The organism is Arthrobacter sp. 10L430 (assembly GCF_056395245.1).
Genome location: NZ_JBFTJD010000012.1, coordinates 40,889 through 58,674, shown reverse-complemented (window position 1 = coordinate 58,674; position 17,786 = coordinate 40,889). Strand labels below are relative to the sequence as shown.

Sequence of the window (17,786 nt, the reverse complement as noted above, 5' to 3'; positions counted from 1 at the left end):
TCAGCGGCCTTCCTGCCCGGAACCTGAGCTGCCGAGGGTTGCCGGAGCCAGGCCCAGCCACTGCCGGATCTGGTCCCCGTCCTGATCCAGCAGCGGCGGGGCTGTGTGCGCCTTCAGCGTTGTTTCGGCGGTGTCGGCCGCGCTGAAGAACCGCAGCGGCGGCCCCGGCAGGCTTACGTTCCCGAGGATCTTGTGCTCGACGTCGATCACGAGCCCCTGCGAGTGGACCTGTTCCCACTCATAGACTTCGTCCAGCGTCCGGACCTTGCCCGCCGGGATTCCGGCCTCGTTGAGCTTGCCGAGCAGCGGTTCGGCCTCGAAGTCGGAGAATACCCGTTCGACCTCTTCGATGACTTTTTCGCGGTTGCGCACCCGGTCCGCGTTGGTGGCGAACTCCGGCCGCGTGGCGTCGATCCCGAAGGTCGAGGCAAACGTGGCCCACAGCTTTTCGCTTCCCACGCTGATCTGGACCCTGCCCTGCCGGCAGTGGAACAGGCCGTACGGCGCGATGGACGGATGGTGGTTGCCCTGCGCCTTGGGGACCTCACCCGCGACCGTGGCCCTGGTGCCCTGGAAGGCATGGACCCCGATCAGTGCCGCAAGAAGGGACGTGCGGACTATCTGCCCCTGGCCGGTGCGTTCGCGTTGAAGGAGTGCCGCGAGGGTGCCGAACGCGCCGTACATGCCGGACAGCAGGTCCGCGATGGGCACGCCCACCCGCTGGGGATCGTCCGGGCCGGAGCCAGTCAGGGACATCAGCCCGGCTTCGCCCTGCAGGATCTGGTCGTAGCCGCTTCGCCGGGACTCCGGACCGTCGTGCCCGAAACCGGTGATGGACAGGACCACCAGCGCCGGATTCAGCGCGTGCATCTCGGCGGCCGAGAATCCCAGCCGGTCCAGTACGCCGGGACGGAAGTTCTCGATCACGACGTCCGCCCGTTCCAGCAGTTCGCGCAGGACCGTCCGCCCGTCGTCGCTCTTCAGGTCGAGGGCAATGGATTCCTTGTTGCGGTTGCACGATAGGAAATACGTGGCCTGGGGATCGTCCTCGGGGCCGACGAACGGCGGCCCCCAGCCGCGCGTGTCGTCTCCGGTGCCCGGGTTCTCGACCTTGATGACGCGCGCGCCGAGGTCGGCCAGCATCATTCCGGCGTGGGGCCCGGCGAGGGCGCGGCTCAGGTCCACCACGAGGTAGCCCGAGAGGGGGCCCTCTGCCTGGGGCGTGAAATCAGTGCTCATGCGGGGTTTCCTTACTTGCTGTACGGGCTTTGCTGCAGGGGTGGCGTTCCGGTTCCGGGCTACATCCAGCCCGGGACCACCATGACCAGCCAAGCGACGGCGGGTCCGGCGGCAACCACGATGCCGCTGTAGGCGAGGATCTGCTTGTAGAACTTGTCCTTGTCCACGTCTTCCGGTGCGTTGGCCAGAACCAGGGCGCCGTTGGTGGAGAAGGGAGAGACGTCCACGATCGTGGAAGCGACTGCCAGCGCTGCGATGACGCCCACGGCGCCCACCTCGCCGCTGGCCAGGAAGGGAACTGCCAGCGGGATGAGAGCGGCGAGGATGGCCGTAGAGGAGGCGAAGGCCGAGACGATGCCGCCGATGTAGCAGATCAGCAGGGCTGCCAGCAGCGGCATGCCCATGTTCGACACGCTGTCGGAAACGAACTTGATGGTGCCGGCTTCCTCGAGGACGCCCACGAAGGTCAACATGCCGCAGATGAGCAGGACGGTTGACCAGCTGATTTTGTTCACGGCGCCCTTCTGGGCGGCCGGGGACACGAGGGCCAGGATGATGGCGATGGTGATGGAGACGAAGCCGACGTCCACCTTGAAGCCGAGGGAAATGACGGCGAGGGCCACCAGACCGAGGATGGTGACAAGCTGGGGAACGTTGGCACGGGCACCGTTCCCGGCAGCCGGTGCGGCGGAAGCGGCGGCGCCGGAAGCGGCGGAACCCGGGGTGCTGGTGCCCTTCGCGGAGACGCCGGCGGGGGAGATGTCCGAGCCGGAGCCCTGCAGCGTGACGCCGGCCGCACGGGCACCGACGCTGACGGACATGCGGGTTTCAGCGGCCTGTTCCACCAGGCGGCCGGCCTTCGTGGAGCGGAACCTGTTGCCGCCAAGGACGATGGACAGCACCACGGCAATGGCGAGGTTGAAGACGAAGCTGGCCAGGAAGATCGCCATGGGGTTCGTTTGCAGGTCCGTCTTGGCGATGATGCCGTTGACAGTGACACCGTAGACGGCGATGGGGGAGAAGCCGCCGGCCTGGGCACCGTGGATGACCATCATGCCCATCATGAGCGGGTTGATCTTGTGCTTGGCGGCGAAGCTCAGGGCGATCGGCGCAATGATGGCGACGGCGGCGGGCGACAGGGCGCCCACGGCGGTGATCAGGGCGGTGATGGCGAACATGACCCAGGGGATGAGGGCCACTTTGCTGCCGACGAGCCGGACGGCGCCCCTGACCAGCAGATCTATGGTGCCGTTGTTTTGGGCGATGGCGAACAGGTAGGTGACCCCGACGATCGTCAGGAACAGGCCGCCGGGGAAGTTGGCAAGGATGTCGTTGGTGGACATCCCCAGCACGACTGATCCCAGGACGAACGCCCCTACGAAAGCCAGGGCACCCATGTTGAGGGGCAGCACCGTGGCCAGCAGGAACATCACCGCCAGGATGATGATGGACAGTACGGGAGCGGACATCGTTGTTCCTCCGGATCAAGAGATTGGATGTGACGTGGCTTACTGGCTCACTGGCCTAGCCTCCTAGACACTAGGTGACTTTGTCAATAGTTCTCCGCTAGGCTGGGGTTGACGACGACGCCGGAAGGACGCGCATGCCCAGGAAAGCAGCAACGCAACAGATCTCCCGTCTCTCGCGGCCGCGGCTCTACGAGCAACTGGTGGAGCAACTCATGGACTTCATCGAGTCCGCCCAGCTGGGACCGGGCGACACCCTGCCGGCAGAGCGCGACCTGGCTGAGCGGCTGGGTGTCTCGCGGGCAACGCTTGCCCAGGCGCTGGTGGCCCTCGAGGTGCTCGGTGTGATCGACGTCCAGCACGGCACCGGCGCGGTGCTGGTCTACCGGCCCAACGTCCCGTCCGTGATCAAAGGCCTCCGCGAGCACCGCAGCAGGCTCCCCGAGATCGTGGAGGCGCGCAGCACGCTTGAGGTCAAACTGGCGGAACTGGCGGCCACCCGGCGGACCGACTCTGACATGAAGGCCATCGAGAACGCGCTGGACGCGATGGCAGAAGAAGTGGCCTCGGGTGCCAAGGGCGCACGCGGCGACGAGCTTTTCCACCAGGCGGTCACTGCCGCCGCGCATTCCGCGGTTCTTGCCCAGCTCATGACGTTCATTGCCGGGATGATCCTGGAAACCCGGCTCGAATCGCTCGGGCAGCCTGGCAGGCCGGAGCAGTCACTCGCCTCCCACCGCAAGATCGCCGACGCCATCAGGGCCCAGGACTCCGCGGCCGCAGCAGCGGCGATGTTGGAGCATATCGATCTTGTCTCCGACGTGGCGCTGCTGAAGTGAGCATGAAGCCGTTTCTGTTGCTCGCCTCGCGGGCCGAAGACGCCGCCGCCGAGGATGAGTACGAGGCCTACCTCCGCTACGGCGGGCTGGAGCCGGACCAGCTGAGACGGATCCGGATGGAGCAGGCTCCGCTCCCGCATCTCGACCTGGACGATTATTCCGGTGTAATCGTGGGCGGCAGCCCGTTCACGTCCAGCGACCCCGCAGACCATAAATCAGAGTCCCAGCGCCGGGTGGAGCGTGAATTGTCGGCGCTGCTGGACCGGATTGTGGCCGAGGACTTCCCGTTCCTGGGCGCCTGCTACGGAGTCGGAACCCTCGGCCTGCACCAGGGCGCGGTGATTGACCGGACCTACGGGGAGCAGTTGGGCGGCGTGACCATCAGCCTGAGCCCGGAGGGCCTGGAGGACCCGCTGCTGGCCGGAATGCCGGCACAGTTCACCGCCTTCACCGGCCACAAGGAAGGCTGCACGGTCCTTCCCTCCCATGCGGTGCTGCTGGCAAGCTCGGCGGCTTGCCCGGTGCACATGTTCCGGATCAAGAAGAACTTGTACGCCACGCAGTTCCATCCCGAGCTTGATGCCGAAGGCCTCGTGACCAGGATCGACATCTACCGCCACGCCGGGTACTTCCCGCCCGAATCTGCTGAGGAACTGATGGAGGCTGCCCGGACCTTCACGGCAACAGAGCCCATGAAGATCCTGCGGAATTTCGTCAAGATCTACGGCCGGTAGCTGGTAGCCGACAGCCAGTGCCGGGTAACGCAAGAGGACGACGGCGGGTGGATCCCGCCGTCGTGTCCGCTTTTGCCGGACCCGACAAGCCCTGTTTTCATCGCCCGGGTGACCGCCGACCTCCAGGAATTGCCTAAAAAGACATCCAGTACGAGGTTTTCGGCCCGGACCTGTGGCTGGCTGACTTCCAGTAACTGCGCGGTCAGCTGTCCTCGGCCGCCGCTGGAACGGCCGAGAGGTGCTCATGCACGGCAAGTACGTCGCCGGTTTCGGTCCGGGTGAATATGATGGTCTCCCGTTCATCGCTGGCCAGGGTTCTGCGGCCGGGTCCGGTCCGGACGAGTGTGGCCACGCGGTGCGTAAAGATCGCCGTAGTGCCGAGCATCTGGATGTTCTGCTCGCTGCTGCGGCAATCGAGGACTTTCCAGCCCGAACCCACCCAGGTATCCCACACCTCCCGATACTCGCTTCGGGAACCCAGCGACTCAGGCTCCGGATGGAAAATGAACGTGGCCGATGGGCTGAACGCGGCGAAGTAGCGCTCGGTATCCGTCGATGCGAAGGCAGCGACCAGTCGGTCGGCGGCATCCTGGACGTCCGCCCGGCTCAGCGGCGCAGTCCCGGCGAGACGTGCCATGGCCCGGATCGGTGCCCCGTCGGCGTCGGGAATGCTGAGCGGAAAGAGGAAAACCTCGACGCCGGCGCCCCCAGCCGCTGCCCGTTCAATCTGTTCCAGCCCGGTGAGGTTTTCGACGATAACGCACCCGTTCGCGGCCAGGATGTGGTGTGCCGGGAAGTCTTGGCCCGCTGTCCTGTCAACGCTCAGCGCATCCAGCCCGACGGTACGGTAGCCGCGGTCCACGATCAGCTGCGCGGCGTCGGCGTGGAGCCACGGATGGTCCAGGTACTCTGGCGAGCCCCAGTGGCTGGCGAAGCCCGTGTGGAGCAACAGGATCCGGTCCGGATGCCCTGCCCGTCCGTCGCCGGGAGCCGGCCGGATGCCGGCGAGGTGTTCCGCAGTGATAACGCCGCCCGGCCCGGCGGAGCGGACGTCGACCAGTTCCACGGGTCCGTTGAACTGGGCCGGCGGCAGCGCATCGAGTGCCGGGAAGGCATCGTGGACGTGGAACGGTGCGTCAAGGTGCGTTCCCGAGTGGGAGCCGAGGGCGAGGGCAAGCACGTTGGCGCCGTCGCCGTCGGCCGTCAGCGCCGGGGTGATCCGCACTTCGGGATCTCCGGGATAGACGGGCATCCCCGTCCGGAGCGGGACGCTCAGATCCATCCAGGTCACGGTCGGACCGCCAGTTCGTCCAGATCCAGGTTCAGATCCAGATCCTGGTGCCCCGGCGCAACGACGTGTCCGGCGCTGTCCGTCACCGGAGGCACGGCAACGTTCCGGCTGGGAATCCAGCGCGGACCGGCCTCGGGAAACACGGCGCGGGGTTCGGGGAAGATCCAGAGCAGCCCCAGATAGAGCACCGCGGCAAGGACCAAGGAGGCTGGGAGGCTGATGTCCACGCCGCCAGCGAGGTTGCCCAGCGGGCCCTGGAATTGGCCGGGCATGTTGACCAGGCACAGTCCCGCCGCGGCGCTCAGCAGCCACGCCAGCATTCCGCGCAGGTTCCAGCCATGGTTGAACCAGTAGCGGCCGCCTGTCTGGCGGCGGTTGAAGACCTGCAGGGCCTCCGCGTCGTACCAGCCGCGGCGGGTGATGAAGCCGATGATCATCACCACCATCCAGGGGGCAGTGCACGTGACAATCAGCGTGGCGAAGGTGGAGATGCTCTGGACGAGGTTGAAGGCGAAACGGCCCACGAAGATGAACGCAATGGCCAGCACGCCGATGAACACCGTGGCCTGCACGCGGTTGAAGCGCGGGAAGACACTGCTGAAATCCAGTCCGGTTCCGTACAGCGAGGACGCACCCGTGGACATGCCGCCGATCAGGGCGATCGCGCACAGCGGGACGAAGTACCAGGCGGGGGAGACTGCCAGGAGCCCGCCCACATAGTTGGGGGCCGCCGGATCCATGAACTCCGGTGCCTTGGTGGCGATGATGGAGGCGGTGGCGAGCCCGAAGACAAACGGTACAAGGGTGGCGAGCTGTGCCAGGAGGGCGGCCCCCATGACCTTGCGCTTGGGGGTGTTCGTGGGAATGTACCGCGCCCAGTCGCCGAGGAAGGCGCCAAAGGAAATTGGGTTGGACATCACGATGAGGGCGGCGCCGATGAACGCCGGGATGAAACCGGCTACGCCCAGGCCGTCCAGGCCCACGCCGAAGGCGCCGGCAAAGTTCAGATCCAGGTCTCCGGCGAACGCGATGTATCCGACCACGAACAGGAGGGTGGCCGCCGTGACGGCGATCTTGTTCACGAGCAGCATGAACCGGAACCCGTAGATGCAGACAGCCAGCACCAGAACCCCGAAGAGCCCGTAGGCCACGGCAAAGGAACCCATGTCCTGGGGCAGGCCAACCAGGCGGTTGAGGCCTCCCACCAGAGCGTCGCCGGAACTCCACACCGAGATGGAGAAGAACGCGGTGGCGGTCAGGAGCGAGAGGAACGACCCCACGACCCGGCCGTGGACGCCAAGGTGGGCGGACGACGAGACCGCGTTGTTGGTACCGTTTGTCGGCCCGAAAACGGCCATCGGCGCCAGCAGGAGCGCCCCGACAGCCAGGCCGAGGACCGTGGCTGCGAGACCCTGCCAGAAGGAGAGGCCGAAGAGGATGGGAAACGCTCCAAGGAACGCCGTGGAAAACGTGTTGGCGCCGCCGAACGAGACCCTGAACAGATCAAAAGCGGTGGCATTCCGGTGCTTCTCCGGGATCTGTTCGATGCCGAAGGCTTCTACCTCGGTTACTTTGCCGCGGCCGCTTTGGCCGCCTTTGGCCTTATGCTGCCTATTTTCCACGCTGATCTCCATCCGACGGCAACGCCTCATGTTGCTTAGCGAGCATCACAAGTTGTTAGTGAGGCTACATTTTTAATGAGGCTACCGTGTGAAGAGGCTCACATCAAAGATTTCTTTCTCATGACGCGGGAAGGGTTCAGCCCCTCCCTTCCACTGACTCAGAAGGGATCGGCTAAAAGACAGCGGACGACGGCGGGTGCGCCCCGCCGTCGTCCGCTTGCCCTTTGGAAAAGGGTCTCGAGTGTTCGTTCGCGCTGTGATGCTTAGTGCGGGGGCGTCACCATCGCCTCGTAGGTCAGGATTTCGGTCCCATTGCCCTCTTCGCCATTGTCCGGGGCCACCCGCATGGTGAGGTGGTTCCCCTCGGCCGTCATCTTGAACGGGTTGCGGGTCGCGACGTGGCCGCCCGCGCTCCACCGCTGGAACGGTGCATCGTGCAGTGTGTTGTGGGTGTTGATGTCGATCAGTGCCATGCCGCCCAGCTCGTACGTCGCGGAAGGACCTCCTGCGGCAGGTGTCTGGGGCAGGTTGGCTATCCCGGCGCACAACATCGTGGAACTCGCCGCGTATTGGCAGTCCTGGTAGTCGATGAAGTTGTCCGGGTTCTGCCAGGAGGTTAGCTCCTTGCCCTTCAGGTTCCACTCGGCGAAGCGGCGCGAACCCCAGGTATTGCCTACGAGGTGGCCGGTCTGCTTGTCCATGACAATGCCGCCGAAGTGGTCCTTGACCTCAAACTGCCTGTGGACGTCCAGCGTGCGGGCGTCAACGCGGTACACGATCGAGCTGCTGTCGGGGCGGTACTCCGCGACCGGAACCCAGACGTTGGTGCCGTCGAAATCGATGCCGCCCGGGTGGTACATGGCGCCCTCGCCCAGGACGATGTCCTTCTGGAGGTTCCCCGCCTTGTCCATGACAAACAGGTGTCCTGTTCCCTTGCCGGGCGTACGGTCGTAGCCGCCCTGCGGGCTCGGGAACTTCACGGTGGGCTCGATAATCTCCACCGAGGACAGGAAAATGTGGTCCTTCGTGAACGCTATCCCCTCGGTGTGGAACGTCGGGAAGTCCAGTTCCAGCCTGCTGGTCAGCTGCCAGGCGGTGTTGCGGTCGACGGCGGTGAAGGCGTCTGCGACGGCGGTGTCCGCCCCGTGGTGGCCGGCATTGCCGGGATTCTGGTCTCCAGGGTTTTGGGAGGCCTGGGCGACAGCCGTGCCGCCGATGGCCGACGCTGCGAAGGCGGCCGCGATCACGGCCGCGACGATGGTGCGGGTGCGGGTGGTGCTCATTGGGGAGGGGCCTCTCGTTGGTTCGGACCGGGGCGACGCTACCGACTGGTAGTGAACTGACGGCAACCGCTGCCTTAACACTGCTGGGACAGCCCCGCCCTTCGGGATGCCTGACCGATTTTTCCCCATTGACTTAGGCCCCGGGAGGGCTAACGTTGAACTACGGCAACAAGGATCTGTTGCACGCGCGTGCGCTGGAGGGGGCAGCAGCACTTGCGGGCTGTTCGCACATTCAGGCCTCGGTCTGCAGTCCGCAAACCTTCAGCTTTGCTCCGCTCCGGAGCACCACAACATCAGGTCTCAACTTAGTCCCCAGGTAGCGTCCCATGACCGCTAATTTCGTTACTGCTTTTGCCGTTAAATCCTTCGACGTCCCGGATAAGAAAAGGTATCCGGACAAAGCCGAGGTGGATCTCGTGAGTGTGAACGACTACTCGGTCGCCCGGCTGATTCTCGCCCCGGGCTGGCAGTGGTCGGTGTGCTCCAAACACACGGAGAAGACAGATTTCTGCGAACACAACCACCTCGGATTCTGCCTGTCGGGCACGCTGGAAATCGCCACACCCGACGGCCAGAAGTCCATCATCCACGCCAATGACACCTACGCCATTCCGCCAGGCCACGACGAATGGGTGGTGGGTGCCGAGCCGTTCGTGGCCGTTGAATTTCTCGGTGCGGCGTCGTTCGGCCGGCCTTTCAGCCGCGGCCAGCACGCCCGAATCTGACACGTCTCTGACCCCGTCCCCTGCTCAGCCGACGTGGACCCACGGGCGCCTCGACACGTCCGGCTCCGCTTCGCGCAGGACCTCGCGGGTGACAGGTGCGATCTCGCCCTCTCCGAGAAACAGGAACCGGAGCAGATTGACCACAGGATTGCCTTCAGTCCAGCGGAAGTAGATGTGCGGCATCAGTCCGGTCACGTCCCGGATATGCAGGAGCACCGAGGCGATGGAGTTTGGCACCACCGGCCCGTGCACCTCAAGAACCGGGTAGCCGTGCCGGACGATTCCGCGGACCTCCAGGGCCGTTTCGAAGTCCGAGGAATCGTCCACGATCACCTCCAGGAACAACGCCTGGTAGTCCAGCGGCAGGTGGCTGACCTCGATCGCAGAGGTCAGCTTGTCCCGGTAGGCTTCCGCGGTCAGGCGCAGCGGCTCGTGCGCGATGATGCCGATCGGCCCGTCCAGGTTGGAGGACATGAATTCCAGCGCCTGGCGGTCGAGGTGGACGTGGGTGGCGTGCAGTTCAAAGGAACGCCGGATCCGGGACAGGAGCGAGATCACGATGATGCCGAGGATGAAGAACGAGGCGATCCGGAGGCCTTCGGGCCGTTCGAAGATATTGGCCACCGTGGTGTAAATGAACACTATTGCGATGGCTCCGAACCCGATCGTGCGCTTGCGCTGTTGGCGGCGGCGGGCCGAAAGCGTGACCGCCACCGCTGCCGAGGTCATCAGCACCAGCACGCCGGTGGCGTAGGCGCCGCCCTGTGCATCGACGTCGGCCTTGAAGAGGATGGTGACCAGGAACCCGATCAGCGTGAAGACCAGCACCAGCGGCCGAACCGCCCTGGCCCACCCCGGGGCCATACCGTAGCGGGGAAGGTACCGCGGCACGAGGTTCAGCAGCCCTGCCATGGCGGAGGCGCCGGCGAACCAGAGGATGGCGATGGTGCTCAGGTCATAAAGGGTGCCAAATCCGTTCCCCAGATATTCATGGGCCAGGAACGCCAGGGCCCGGCCGTTGGCCTGTCCGCCGGGCTCGAACTCCTGGGCAGGGATCAGAACCACCGTGGTGAAGCTCGTGGTGACCAGGAACGAACTCATGATGACGGCGGCAGTGGTCAGCAGCTTCCTGGCGCCATCGATCCTGCCCGCCGGATGCTCTTCGGTGTCGCCTGGCCGCCCCTGGATCTGGGGCATCACCGCCACGCCCGTTTCGAAGCCGGACAGGCCCAGGGCCAGTTTCGGGAAAACCAGCAGGGCAATGCCGACCACCATGACGGGGCTTCCGTGCGATGTGGTCAGGGCGTGCCACCAGTCGCCCACGGCCACCGGATGGGTCAACGCTTCGAAGACGGTCGAGGCGACCACCACCACGTTCAGGCCCAGATAGATGGCGACCAGGGCCACCGCGACGCCGATGGCCTCCTTAAAGCCGCGGAGGAATACCGCGGCAAGCAGCGCCAGCAGGACCAACGTGACAGCGACACTGTTGCCCTGCAGCCAGCCGGGGGCATAAGGGTTCTGGATCGCGTGCGCTGTCGCATCGGCAGCCGACAAGGTCATGGTGATCATGAAGTCAGTGGCCGCAAAGCCCAGCAGCACCAGGACGAGGAGTTTGCCGCCCCAGCGCGGCAGCAGGCGCTCCAGCATCGCGATGGACCCTTCGCCCCTCGGGCTTTCACCGGCTACCCTGCGGTATACGGGCAGGGCGCCCAGCAGGGTCACGGCCACCAGCACGAGGGTGGCCAGCGGGGAAATCACGCCGGCCGCAAGCGCGGCGATGGCCGGCTGGTAACCCAGCGTGGAGAAATAGTCCACACCGGTCAGGCACATCACCTGCCACCAGGAATGCTTCTTCAGATGGGAATCGCCCACAGCGCCTGGGCCTTGGTGTGAACCCTTGGCGTCCTGCAGGCCGAACAGCAGCCAGTTCCTGAATTTTTCCCTGGCCCCCGGGCTGGGCGCCGAAGGATCCAACGGCGGTCTGCTAAGCGTGGTCATGTGAGCCTCTCCGGGCGTTGCGCACTTCGACATAACAAATGAATCCGGCGGTGGCCGGCAGATACCAGTGCCTGCGTCGCCGGACGGGCCGGTAGGTGTGGCCGAAGGGATCCTGGACATGAACGTCGTCCAGCTCGTCCCCGTGGGAAAGTCTGCGATCGATCTCCTGCAGGTCGGGCGTGTGCGATGCGACCCCTTCGATGACCACGGTCCAGGAACCCACGGCCGGGCCCGCTTCCAGGGCGAGCGTTTCGAACAGGTCCTGCAGCAGATCAGTCAGGGTTTCGGGGTAAAAACGCCGAAGCCGAAGCGCGTCCGGATGCACGTCCTGCGCCGCCAGCCAAGCCTGGCGGAGCCAGTGGAACTCCACCGGACCGGTTGCCGGCCCCAGCACGAGGCGGCGGTCCGGGGCGAGGGCCAGGCGCCGCTCGTCGCCACTGCGGTCGATGATGCACGCCGCTTCGCCCACGTACTCAAATGCCGGCAGGAGTTCCTCTTCAGACCGGTGATAGGAAAACTCTCCGCTGTCATCCACGGCGACGAAATCCTGCGCGTGGCCGGCATTGCCCGGGATGGCCGGCGAGCCCGGTTCCGGGCGAGGGGTGGTGTTCATCCAAATCGGCTCCTGCCGAGGATCGGCCTGCGGCCACGGCGGCCGGGGCGTCCTCTTGCTTCATGACAGCACGGGCCAGGCCCGGCGGGGGCGGGTCTTAACGGTTTCCATACGCTTCTTAACGCTTTCCATACGCGCCCGGTGTGCCAGGAGTGTTGGCACCGCCCCGGGGAAGGGATAACGTCACAGCCAAGGGTGCCGGTCCAACGAAGGAGTCGCTGCCGTGACCATTGTCGACAACGCTGTGTACGTCGAAGGCCGCCGGACGGCGGACCCTGAGGGGCTGGAGGAGACGTATTTCCTGCTGCGCCAGCGCGAGGGAATGGCATGGATCGGTCTCTACCGGCCGGATGCGCCGGAGTTACGTTCGGTGGCCGACGAATTTGATCTCAGCCCGCTGGCAGTCGAGGACGCGCTGACCGGCCACCAGCGGGCGAAGCTGGAGCACTACGGCGAGACCCTGTTCATGGTGCTGCGCCCGGCCCGCTATCTCGATGACGTGGAAAAGGTGGAGTTCGGCGAGATCCACATCTTCATTGGGCCCGACTTCGTGGTGACCGTCCGCCATGCCGAATCGCCGGACCTGGCCAAGGTTCGCCGGCGCATGGAATCCCAGCCCGGGTTCCTCGCCCTCGGGCCGGATGCGGTGCTGTACGCCATCCTGGACCAGGTGGTGGACGAATATGAGCCCGTGGCCGCCGGCCTCGAGAACGACATCGATGAAATAGAGGACGAACTCTTCGGCGCGGACCCGGAGGTCTCCCGGCGGATTTATGAGCTCTCCCGCCAGGTCATCACGGTCCAGCGCGCCACCGGGCCGCTGGCCGGCATCCTGCAGGCGCTCATGACGGGTACGCCCGACCACCACCCCGGCCCGGAACTGCAGGACCACCTCCGGGATGTCCTGGATCATGTCCTGCGGTTGAACGACCGGATCGCGTCCTTTCGCGCCCTGCTCCAGAATGCGCTCGCGGTCAATGCTGCCCTCGTGGCGCAGCGGCAGAATGATGAAATGCGCCGACTCACTGAGTCCAGCTTCGCCCAGAGCGAGCAAGTCAAGAGGATTTCCTCGTGGGCGGCCATCCTCTTCGCGCCCACGCTGATCGGCACCATCTACGGCATGAACTTCCACTCCATGCCTGAACTCGACTGGGTTTTCGGCTACCCGATGGCCATCGGCCTGATGGTCGGCATGGGCATAATCCTGTACGTCGCGTTCAAGCGCAACAACTGGATCTAGGGTAGCGGCGGAGGCCTACCCATCCCGCCGCCCGGGCCGAAAGAGACTGATCTGTCCGATACCCAATTTGGGTGGGGTCAGGCGCCAGGCAGCGAAATCCTCAAGTTTTCCAGAACCTGCCCCGTCCACACTGGCCGTGTTCCATCCTCATTGCGGCGGTGGCGCAGACATCCGAAGCCCGGGAAATGCCCAAGGGCCATCCCGTGAATCCTCGGGGATCTGCACTACAGGGGAACGGCAGGCCTGCGGCTCTTTGGGTCGCAGGCCTGCCCTCTTCTTTAGTGGACCAGCTCGTTCTTTAGTGGACCAGCTCGCGGGTCAGGCCGTAGGGGACGTCGTCGCTGAGTGAAACGGTGTAATGCCCGGGGCTGAGCCACGTGACCAGAATGCCCTTGTCGTGGGTGCGGGAAGCGACCATCTGGAGGTCCCGGACCACGGAATTTAGCCGCTCTTCGACGTGGCGGGCGCTGTCCACCTTCACTTCGACGGGTTGGGCGGTGGTGGTGTTCATGGTGGGATACCTTTCTGCTTAGTCCTGGGTGCGCTTCACGGTTGTCCCGGTAAGGGGGACCGTGACGTCGCCGCCGAACGGGGCCACGCCTGCTGCTTGCCCGGCCGATCCCGACGAGTCAGGAGTTGCCGTCAGCGTGAGCCCGGCGGTCGTGGCACCGAACTTCGTGGCGTGCCACGTGAGGTTGCCAACGGTCCGTGTTTCTCCGGGCGGTATGGCGATGGCCTCCGGGGAGGACGGCCTGAAGTCGAAGCCCTTCGGCGCAGCAGCACTGATGGTGCCGGTGAACGTGGCGCTTCCGCTGTTGTGCAAAGTTACGGGGCGGGTGGCACGCGAGCCGATCTTCACATTGCCGAAGTCAGCCGGCTCCGGTAAGGCGGTCAGCTCTGCGCGGGCCACGGGATCTGCCGCGTAGGCGGCCATGGCCGGCAGGGCCTTGTTGCTGTAGTCAAACAGGGCCTGGTTCTCCCAGGCGTTGCCCGACGCAGGATCCTCGGGATCCCAGCCGCTTCCGTCCACGGACGTCCAGGCCGGCTCCCAGTAGACAGTTCCGATGCCCCTGCCGCCGGGCGCGGAGGCCACGACGTCCTGGACTGCGCGGAAGTTGGCCGCCTGGCCGGCTGGCGTGGCCGGGTAGCCCTTGACCAGCGAGGTTGCGCTCTTGATGACGTTGTCATAGGGCGAGTTCGGGTTGTCGGCCAGGGTGAAGGGGTAGGCGGTTTCGACCACCAGGACGTCCTTGCTGTACCGCGCAGAGAGGGTGCTGACGGCGTTCTGCAGGTCAGCGAGCGTGCCGTGCCAGTAACCGTAGTAGGACAAGCCGATGACGTCGAAGGGCACCGCGCGGGCGGTGACTTCATCAAACCACCACGTCAGTCCGCCGATGCCGTTGTTGATGTTGGTCAGGTGCAGGATTTTCTTGGTGTCCGGGCTGACTTCGGCAACGGCGCGGGATCCGGCTGTGAGGAAGGCTGCGAGGTTGTCCCACTGTGCGCCGCTTACGGAGTCGTTGGGGTTGAGGTCCCAGGTCTGGCCGTACGGCCACATCATCCCGGGGTTGATTTCATTGCCGATCTGCGCGGCGTAGGGAGTGATTCCGGCAGCCTTGAGCGCCGACATGACGTCTCGTGTGTGCTCGTAGACGGCATCTGCGAGAGCCGCCGGGGTGAACCCTTTCCACGCTGCGGGCATTCCCTGCGCGCCCGGGTCCGTCCAGCGGTCGGAGTAGTGGAAATCGACGAGGACCTTCATGCCAGCGTCCTTGGCGCGCCGGGCCATTGCGACCATGTGGGCGCTGTCGTTGTAGCCGTCTGCCGGGTTTACCCAGACCTTGAGGCGGACGACGTTGGCGCCGGCGTCGGCGAAGGCCGTGACGGGATCCACGGCCGTGCCGTCTGCCGTGGAATAGGCTGCCCCGTTGTCCTCGTTTTTGGGGACGCCTGAAAGGTCTGCGCCACGGATGGCGCGCTCGACGCGCCCGCCGGTGAAGGTGACGTTGTCCATGCTGGCCCAGGCGCCGGCACCCGTGGTGCTCAGCCGCAGGGTGCAGTCGCCGCCGCTGACGTAGGCGCTCACGGCCAGAGACAGCCACTTGTCGTCGGTTTCGGTGGAGGGCAGCACCGTGGAGCCATCGGTGCCGCAGCCGGTGAGGACCAGCTTCGAAGAGCCCGCCGGTCCGCCGGATTTGATGTTTGCGCGGAAGGTCCGCCAGCCTTCAGTCAGGCCGGTGAGGGTCTGGGAGGTGGTGGCGGTGCCCGCGGAACCGAGCCAGTGGGTGAGGCGGCTCGCGGACTGGTTGCCGCCGCCTTCCGTTTTCGCCGATCCTGCGGGACCGGCCACGGTCCAGCCGCTGAACCCCGATTCGAAGCCGGCGTTGGCGACTGTACCGGCGGCGAACGCCGGAACGGGGGCCAGCAGCGTGCCGGCGGCCAGTGCCATGGCGGCGGCCGCGGGTATGACGCGCCGTGCCTGTTTGTTTCTGATGGTGCTGTGCGGGGTGGTGCTCTTCATTGCTCGTCCTCCTCGACGTGTGGAAGCCGGCCCGGATCGTGCTGGATCCGGGCCGGCGGTCTGTGGTGCCTAGCTGTTTCCTTCCGGGGCGTGGATGACGCTGACAGTGCCGCCGGGGACGACCGCCGTGTGCTCGAACGCTGCTCCGGTGAGCAGGTCCGTGCCGGAGGCCGGGTACTCGGCGTCGGCGTCGGAGTGGTTGATCAGGAACGTGAAGTGGTCTGTCGGGGTGCTGCGCGTGATGACCTCCAGCCCCTGCGGGGGCTGGAGCGCCGTTGCGATGCCGGCGGCGCCGGCGGCGTCAAGAACGACGGCGGCGAGGTCACCGTCGTCGAGCCTGGTGGACACGTACCACGCGGTGCCGCGGCCGAAGGCATTGCGGGTAATTGCCGGCCCCGAGGCCGCAGGTCCGTCTACGTAGCGCGAAACCACCGTTGCCGAGCCGACGTGGATGTCCTCGGCCCAGACCGTGCCGGAGCCCGAGCCGCCGCTGAGGCTGACCGTCTCCTGCTCACGGAGCGGCAGGAACTCATGGATTTCCAGTCCGAGAATGTCGCGCAGGGCACCCGGGGATGCGCCCGCCGGGACGGTGTCGTTGCCGTCGACTATTCCGGAGAAGTAGGAGACGAGGAAGTGCCCGCCGCCGTCGACGTATTCCCGCAGGTTCGCGGCCGCCTTCTCACCGATCAGATAGAGGGCAGGTGCGAGGACCAGGTCGTAGGCGGACAGGTCAGCTTCCGGATGGGCGAAATCGACGGTGATCCCTTGGTTCCACAGCACGGAGTAGTAGGCCTCGATGCGTTCGCGGTGGTCCAGGTCGCTGCTGGGGCGCCATTCCAGGTCCTGGGCCCAGAAGGACTCCACGTCCCAGAGGATCGCAACCCGTGCCCGGACTGTTGAGCCCTTGACGGACGACAGCTTGTTCAGGTCGTCGCCCAGGTCCAGGACTTCGCGCCAGATTCGGGTGCCGGTTCCGGCGTGGGGGAGCATGGCCGAGTGGAACTTTTCGGCACCGTACCGGGAGGCGCGGAACTGGAAGAACATGACGGCGTCCGCGCCCCGGGCCACGTGGGAGAGGCTGTTGCGCGCCAGCTCGCCGGGGCGTTTGGCAATGTTCCGGCCCTGCCAGTTCACCGCGCCGGTGGAGTGCTCCATCAGCATCCACGGGCGGTTACCGGCGAGGGAGCGGGTGAGGTCGGCGTCCATCGAAAGCAGGACATGGTTATCGGTGCGTTCAGCCACGAGGTAGTGGTCGTTGGCGACGATGTCTACCTCCCGACTCCACGCCCAGTAGTCCGGCGAAAGGCAGTTGGTTGCCATGAAGTTGGTGGTGACCGGCACTCCGGGGGCGTGCCGGCGGATCACATCGCGCTCGGCAATGAAGCACTTGAGCAGTGCATTGGAGGTGAAGCGTTTGAAGTCCAGCCGCTGCGCCTGGTTGCTGACGCTGGCCGCCACCCTGGGAGCGTCGACCTCGTCCCATTCACCGTATTTCTGGCCCCAGAAGAGGGTGCCCCAGGCCTCATTCAGTTTTTCCAGAGTGCCGTAGCGGGCGCGCAGCCAGTCCCGGAAGGCCGCAACTGAAGAGTCGTCGTAGGACTCGCTGACCGGTGCGCCGTATTCATTGTGGACGTGCCACAGCACCACTCCGGGGTGGGATCCATAGCGGCGGGCGAGCTGTTCGGTGATGCTGGTGGCGGCCCGCAGGTACTCCGGTGAGCTGGGGCTTGCCATGCCACGGGACCCGCTGCCCAAAGCCATTCCTTCCCGGGTGACCGGGCGGGCCTGCGGATACTTCTTCCAGAACCACGCCGGCGGAGCCGCGGTGGGGGTGCCGAGGTCCACGCTGATTCCGGCGTCCGTGAGCAGGCCCATCAGGTGATCCAGCCATTCGAAGTCGTACTCGCACTCGCGGGGTTCCAGCAGGACCCAGGAGAAGATGCCGATGCTGACCAGGTTGATCCCGGCTTCCCGCATGAGTGCGATGTCTTCGGCCCAGACCTCCCGCGGCCACTGCTCGGGGTTGTAGTCCCCGCCGTAGCAGAGCCCGGCCGGACGCTCCAGCCAGGGTGCCGGCACGCTCCGGGGGGCGGTGCGCTGTAGGACGTCTGTCATCTCTTGATCTCCTTAGAACTGTGTGCGCTCCCAGTTGTATCACGGCCGAAAGTTACGTGGCTAGGACAGCTTGGCTGTTGACATGGATCACACTTCT

At 65.6% G+C, this 17,786-nt stretch carries 14 protein-coding genes; 4 read left to right on the top strand and 10 right to left on the bottom strand.

Annotated features, from left to right (window positions below; genetic code table 11):
• Positions 1-1,239: a CaiB/BaiF CoA transferase family protein gene (locus AC1DDG_RS12525; RefSeq protein WP_230118583.1), complete on the bottom strand. Its 1,239-nt coding sequence runs from the start codon at positions 1,237-1,239 to the stop codon at positions 1-3.
• Between the two features lie 59 nt (positions 1,240-1,298).
• Positions 1,299-2,708, bottom strand: coding sequence for an SLC13 family permease (locus AC1DDG_RS12520; protein ID WP_230118584.1), 1,410 nt, complete (start codon positions 2,706-2,708; stop codon positions 1,299-1,301).
• A gap of 134 nt (positions 2,709-2,842) precedes the next feature.
• On the opposite strand from AC1DDG_RS12520, the gene AC1DDG_RS12515 reads away from it, so the two are divergent.
• Together AC1DDG_RS12515 and AC1DDG_RS12510 are read left to right on the top strand one after the other, a co-directional pair.
• The gene (locus tag AC1DDG_RS12515) at positions 2,843-3,544 is read left to right on the top strand and encodes a FadR/GntR family transcriptional regulator (protein WP_230118585.1); all 702 of its coding nucleotides are present in this window, start codon (positions 2,843-2,845) and stop codon (positions 3,542-3,544) included.
• A gap of 2 nt (positions 3,545-3,546) precedes the next feature.
• Positions 3,547-4,278, top strand: a complete 732-nt coding sequence (locus tag AC1DDG_RS12510) for a glutamine amidotransferase (protein ID WP_476876309.1) — start codon at positions 3,547-3,549, stop codon at positions 4,276-4,278.
• A 202-nt stretch (positions 4,279-4,480) separates the two neighbouring features.
• Here AC1DDG_RS12510 and AC1DDG_RS12505 read toward each other — a convergent pair whose 3' ends face one another.
• The 3 genes from AC1DDG_RS12505 to AC1DDG_RS12495 form a co-directional block, all read right to left on the bottom strand.
• Positions 4,481-5,560 carry a cyclase family protein gene (locus AC1DDG_RS12505; RefSeq protein WP_476876308.1) on the bottom strand — a complete coding sequence of 360 codons (1,080 nt, stop codon included), beginning with the start codon at positions 5,558-5,560 and terminating at the stop codon, positions 4,481-4,483.
• A 5-nt stretch (positions 5,561-5,565) separates the two neighbouring features.
• Positions 5,566-7,191: a purine-cytosine permease family protein gene (locus AC1DDG_RS12500; protein WP_476876307.1), complete on the bottom strand. Its 1,626-nt coding sequence runs from the start codon at positions 7,189-7,191 to the stop codon at positions 5,566-5,568.
• A gap of 263 nt (positions 7,192-7,454) precedes the next feature.
• The gene (locus tag AC1DDG_RS12495) at positions 7,455-8,474 is read right to left on the bottom strand and encodes a DUF6454 family protein (protein WP_476876306.1); all 1,020 of its coding nucleotides are present in this window, start codon (positions 8,472-8,474) and stop codon (positions 7,455-7,457) included.
• 326 nt (positions 8,475-8,800) lie between these two features.
• On the opposite strand from AC1DDG_RS12495, the gene AC1DDG_RS12490 reads away from it, so the two are divergent.
• Entirely contained in the window at positions 8,801-9,199 is a 399-nt protein-coding gene (locus AC1DDG_RS12490; RefSeq protein WP_230118590.1) for a cupin domain-containing protein, read from the top strand.
• Between the two features lie 24 nt (positions 9,200-9,223).
• On the opposite strand, the gene AC1DDG_RS12485 is transcribed toward AC1DDG_RS12490, so the two are convergent.
• Both AC1DDG_RS12485 and AC1DDG_RS12480 read right to left on the bottom strand, forming a co-directional pair.
• Positions 9,224-11,200 carry an APC family permease gene (locus AC1DDG_RS12485; protein WP_230118591.1) on the bottom strand — a complete coding sequence of 659 codons (1,977 nt, stop codon included), beginning with the start codon at positions 11,198-11,200 and terminating at the stop codon, positions 9,224-9,226.
• Positions 11,187-11,813, bottom strand: coding sequence for a hypothetical protein (locus AC1DDG_RS12480; RefSeq protein ID WP_476876305.1), 627 nt, complete (start codon positions 11,811-11,813; stop codon positions 11,187-11,189). Before AC1DDG_RS12480 ends, AC1DDG_RS12485 begins: the two co-directional genes overlap by 14 nt.
• Positions 11,814-12,036: 223 nt before the next feature.
• Here AC1DDG_RS12480 and AC1DDG_RS12475 point away from each other — a divergent pair, with 223 nt between their 5' ends.
• Positions 12,037-13,053, top strand: a complete 1,017-nt coding sequence (locus AC1DDG_RS12475) for a magnesium and cobalt transport protein CorA (protein ID WP_230118593.1) — start codon at positions 12,037-12,039, stop codon at positions 13,051-13,053.
• 298 nt (positions 13,054-13,351) lie between these two features.
• On the opposite strand, the gene AC1DDG_RS12470 is transcribed toward AC1DDG_RS12475, so the two are convergent.
• From AC1DDG_RS12470 to AC1DDG_RS12460, 3 genes are all read right to left on the bottom strand, one after another.
• Positions 13,352-13,564: a hypothetical protein gene (locus tag AC1DDG_RS12470; protein ID WP_230118594.1), complete on the bottom strand. Its 213-nt coding sequence runs from the start codon at positions 13,562-13,564 to the stop codon at positions 13,352-13,354.
• Between the two features lie 18 nt (positions 13,565-13,582).
• On the bottom strand, positions 13,583-15,574 hold the full coding sequence (locus AC1DDG_RS12465; protein WP_476876304.1) for a glycosyl hydrolase 53 family protein: 1,992 nt from the start codon (positions 15,572-15,574) through the stop codon (positions 13,583-13,585).
• 69 nt (positions 15,575-15,643) lie between these two features.
• Positions 15,644-17,689 carry a beta-galactosidase gene (locus AC1DDG_RS12460; protein ID WP_476876303.1) on the bottom strand — a complete coding sequence of 682 codons (2,046 nt, stop codon included), beginning with the start codon at positions 17,687-17,689 and terminating at the stop codon, positions 15,644-15,646.
• Between the last annotated feature and the right edge of the window lie 97 nt (positions 17,690-17,786).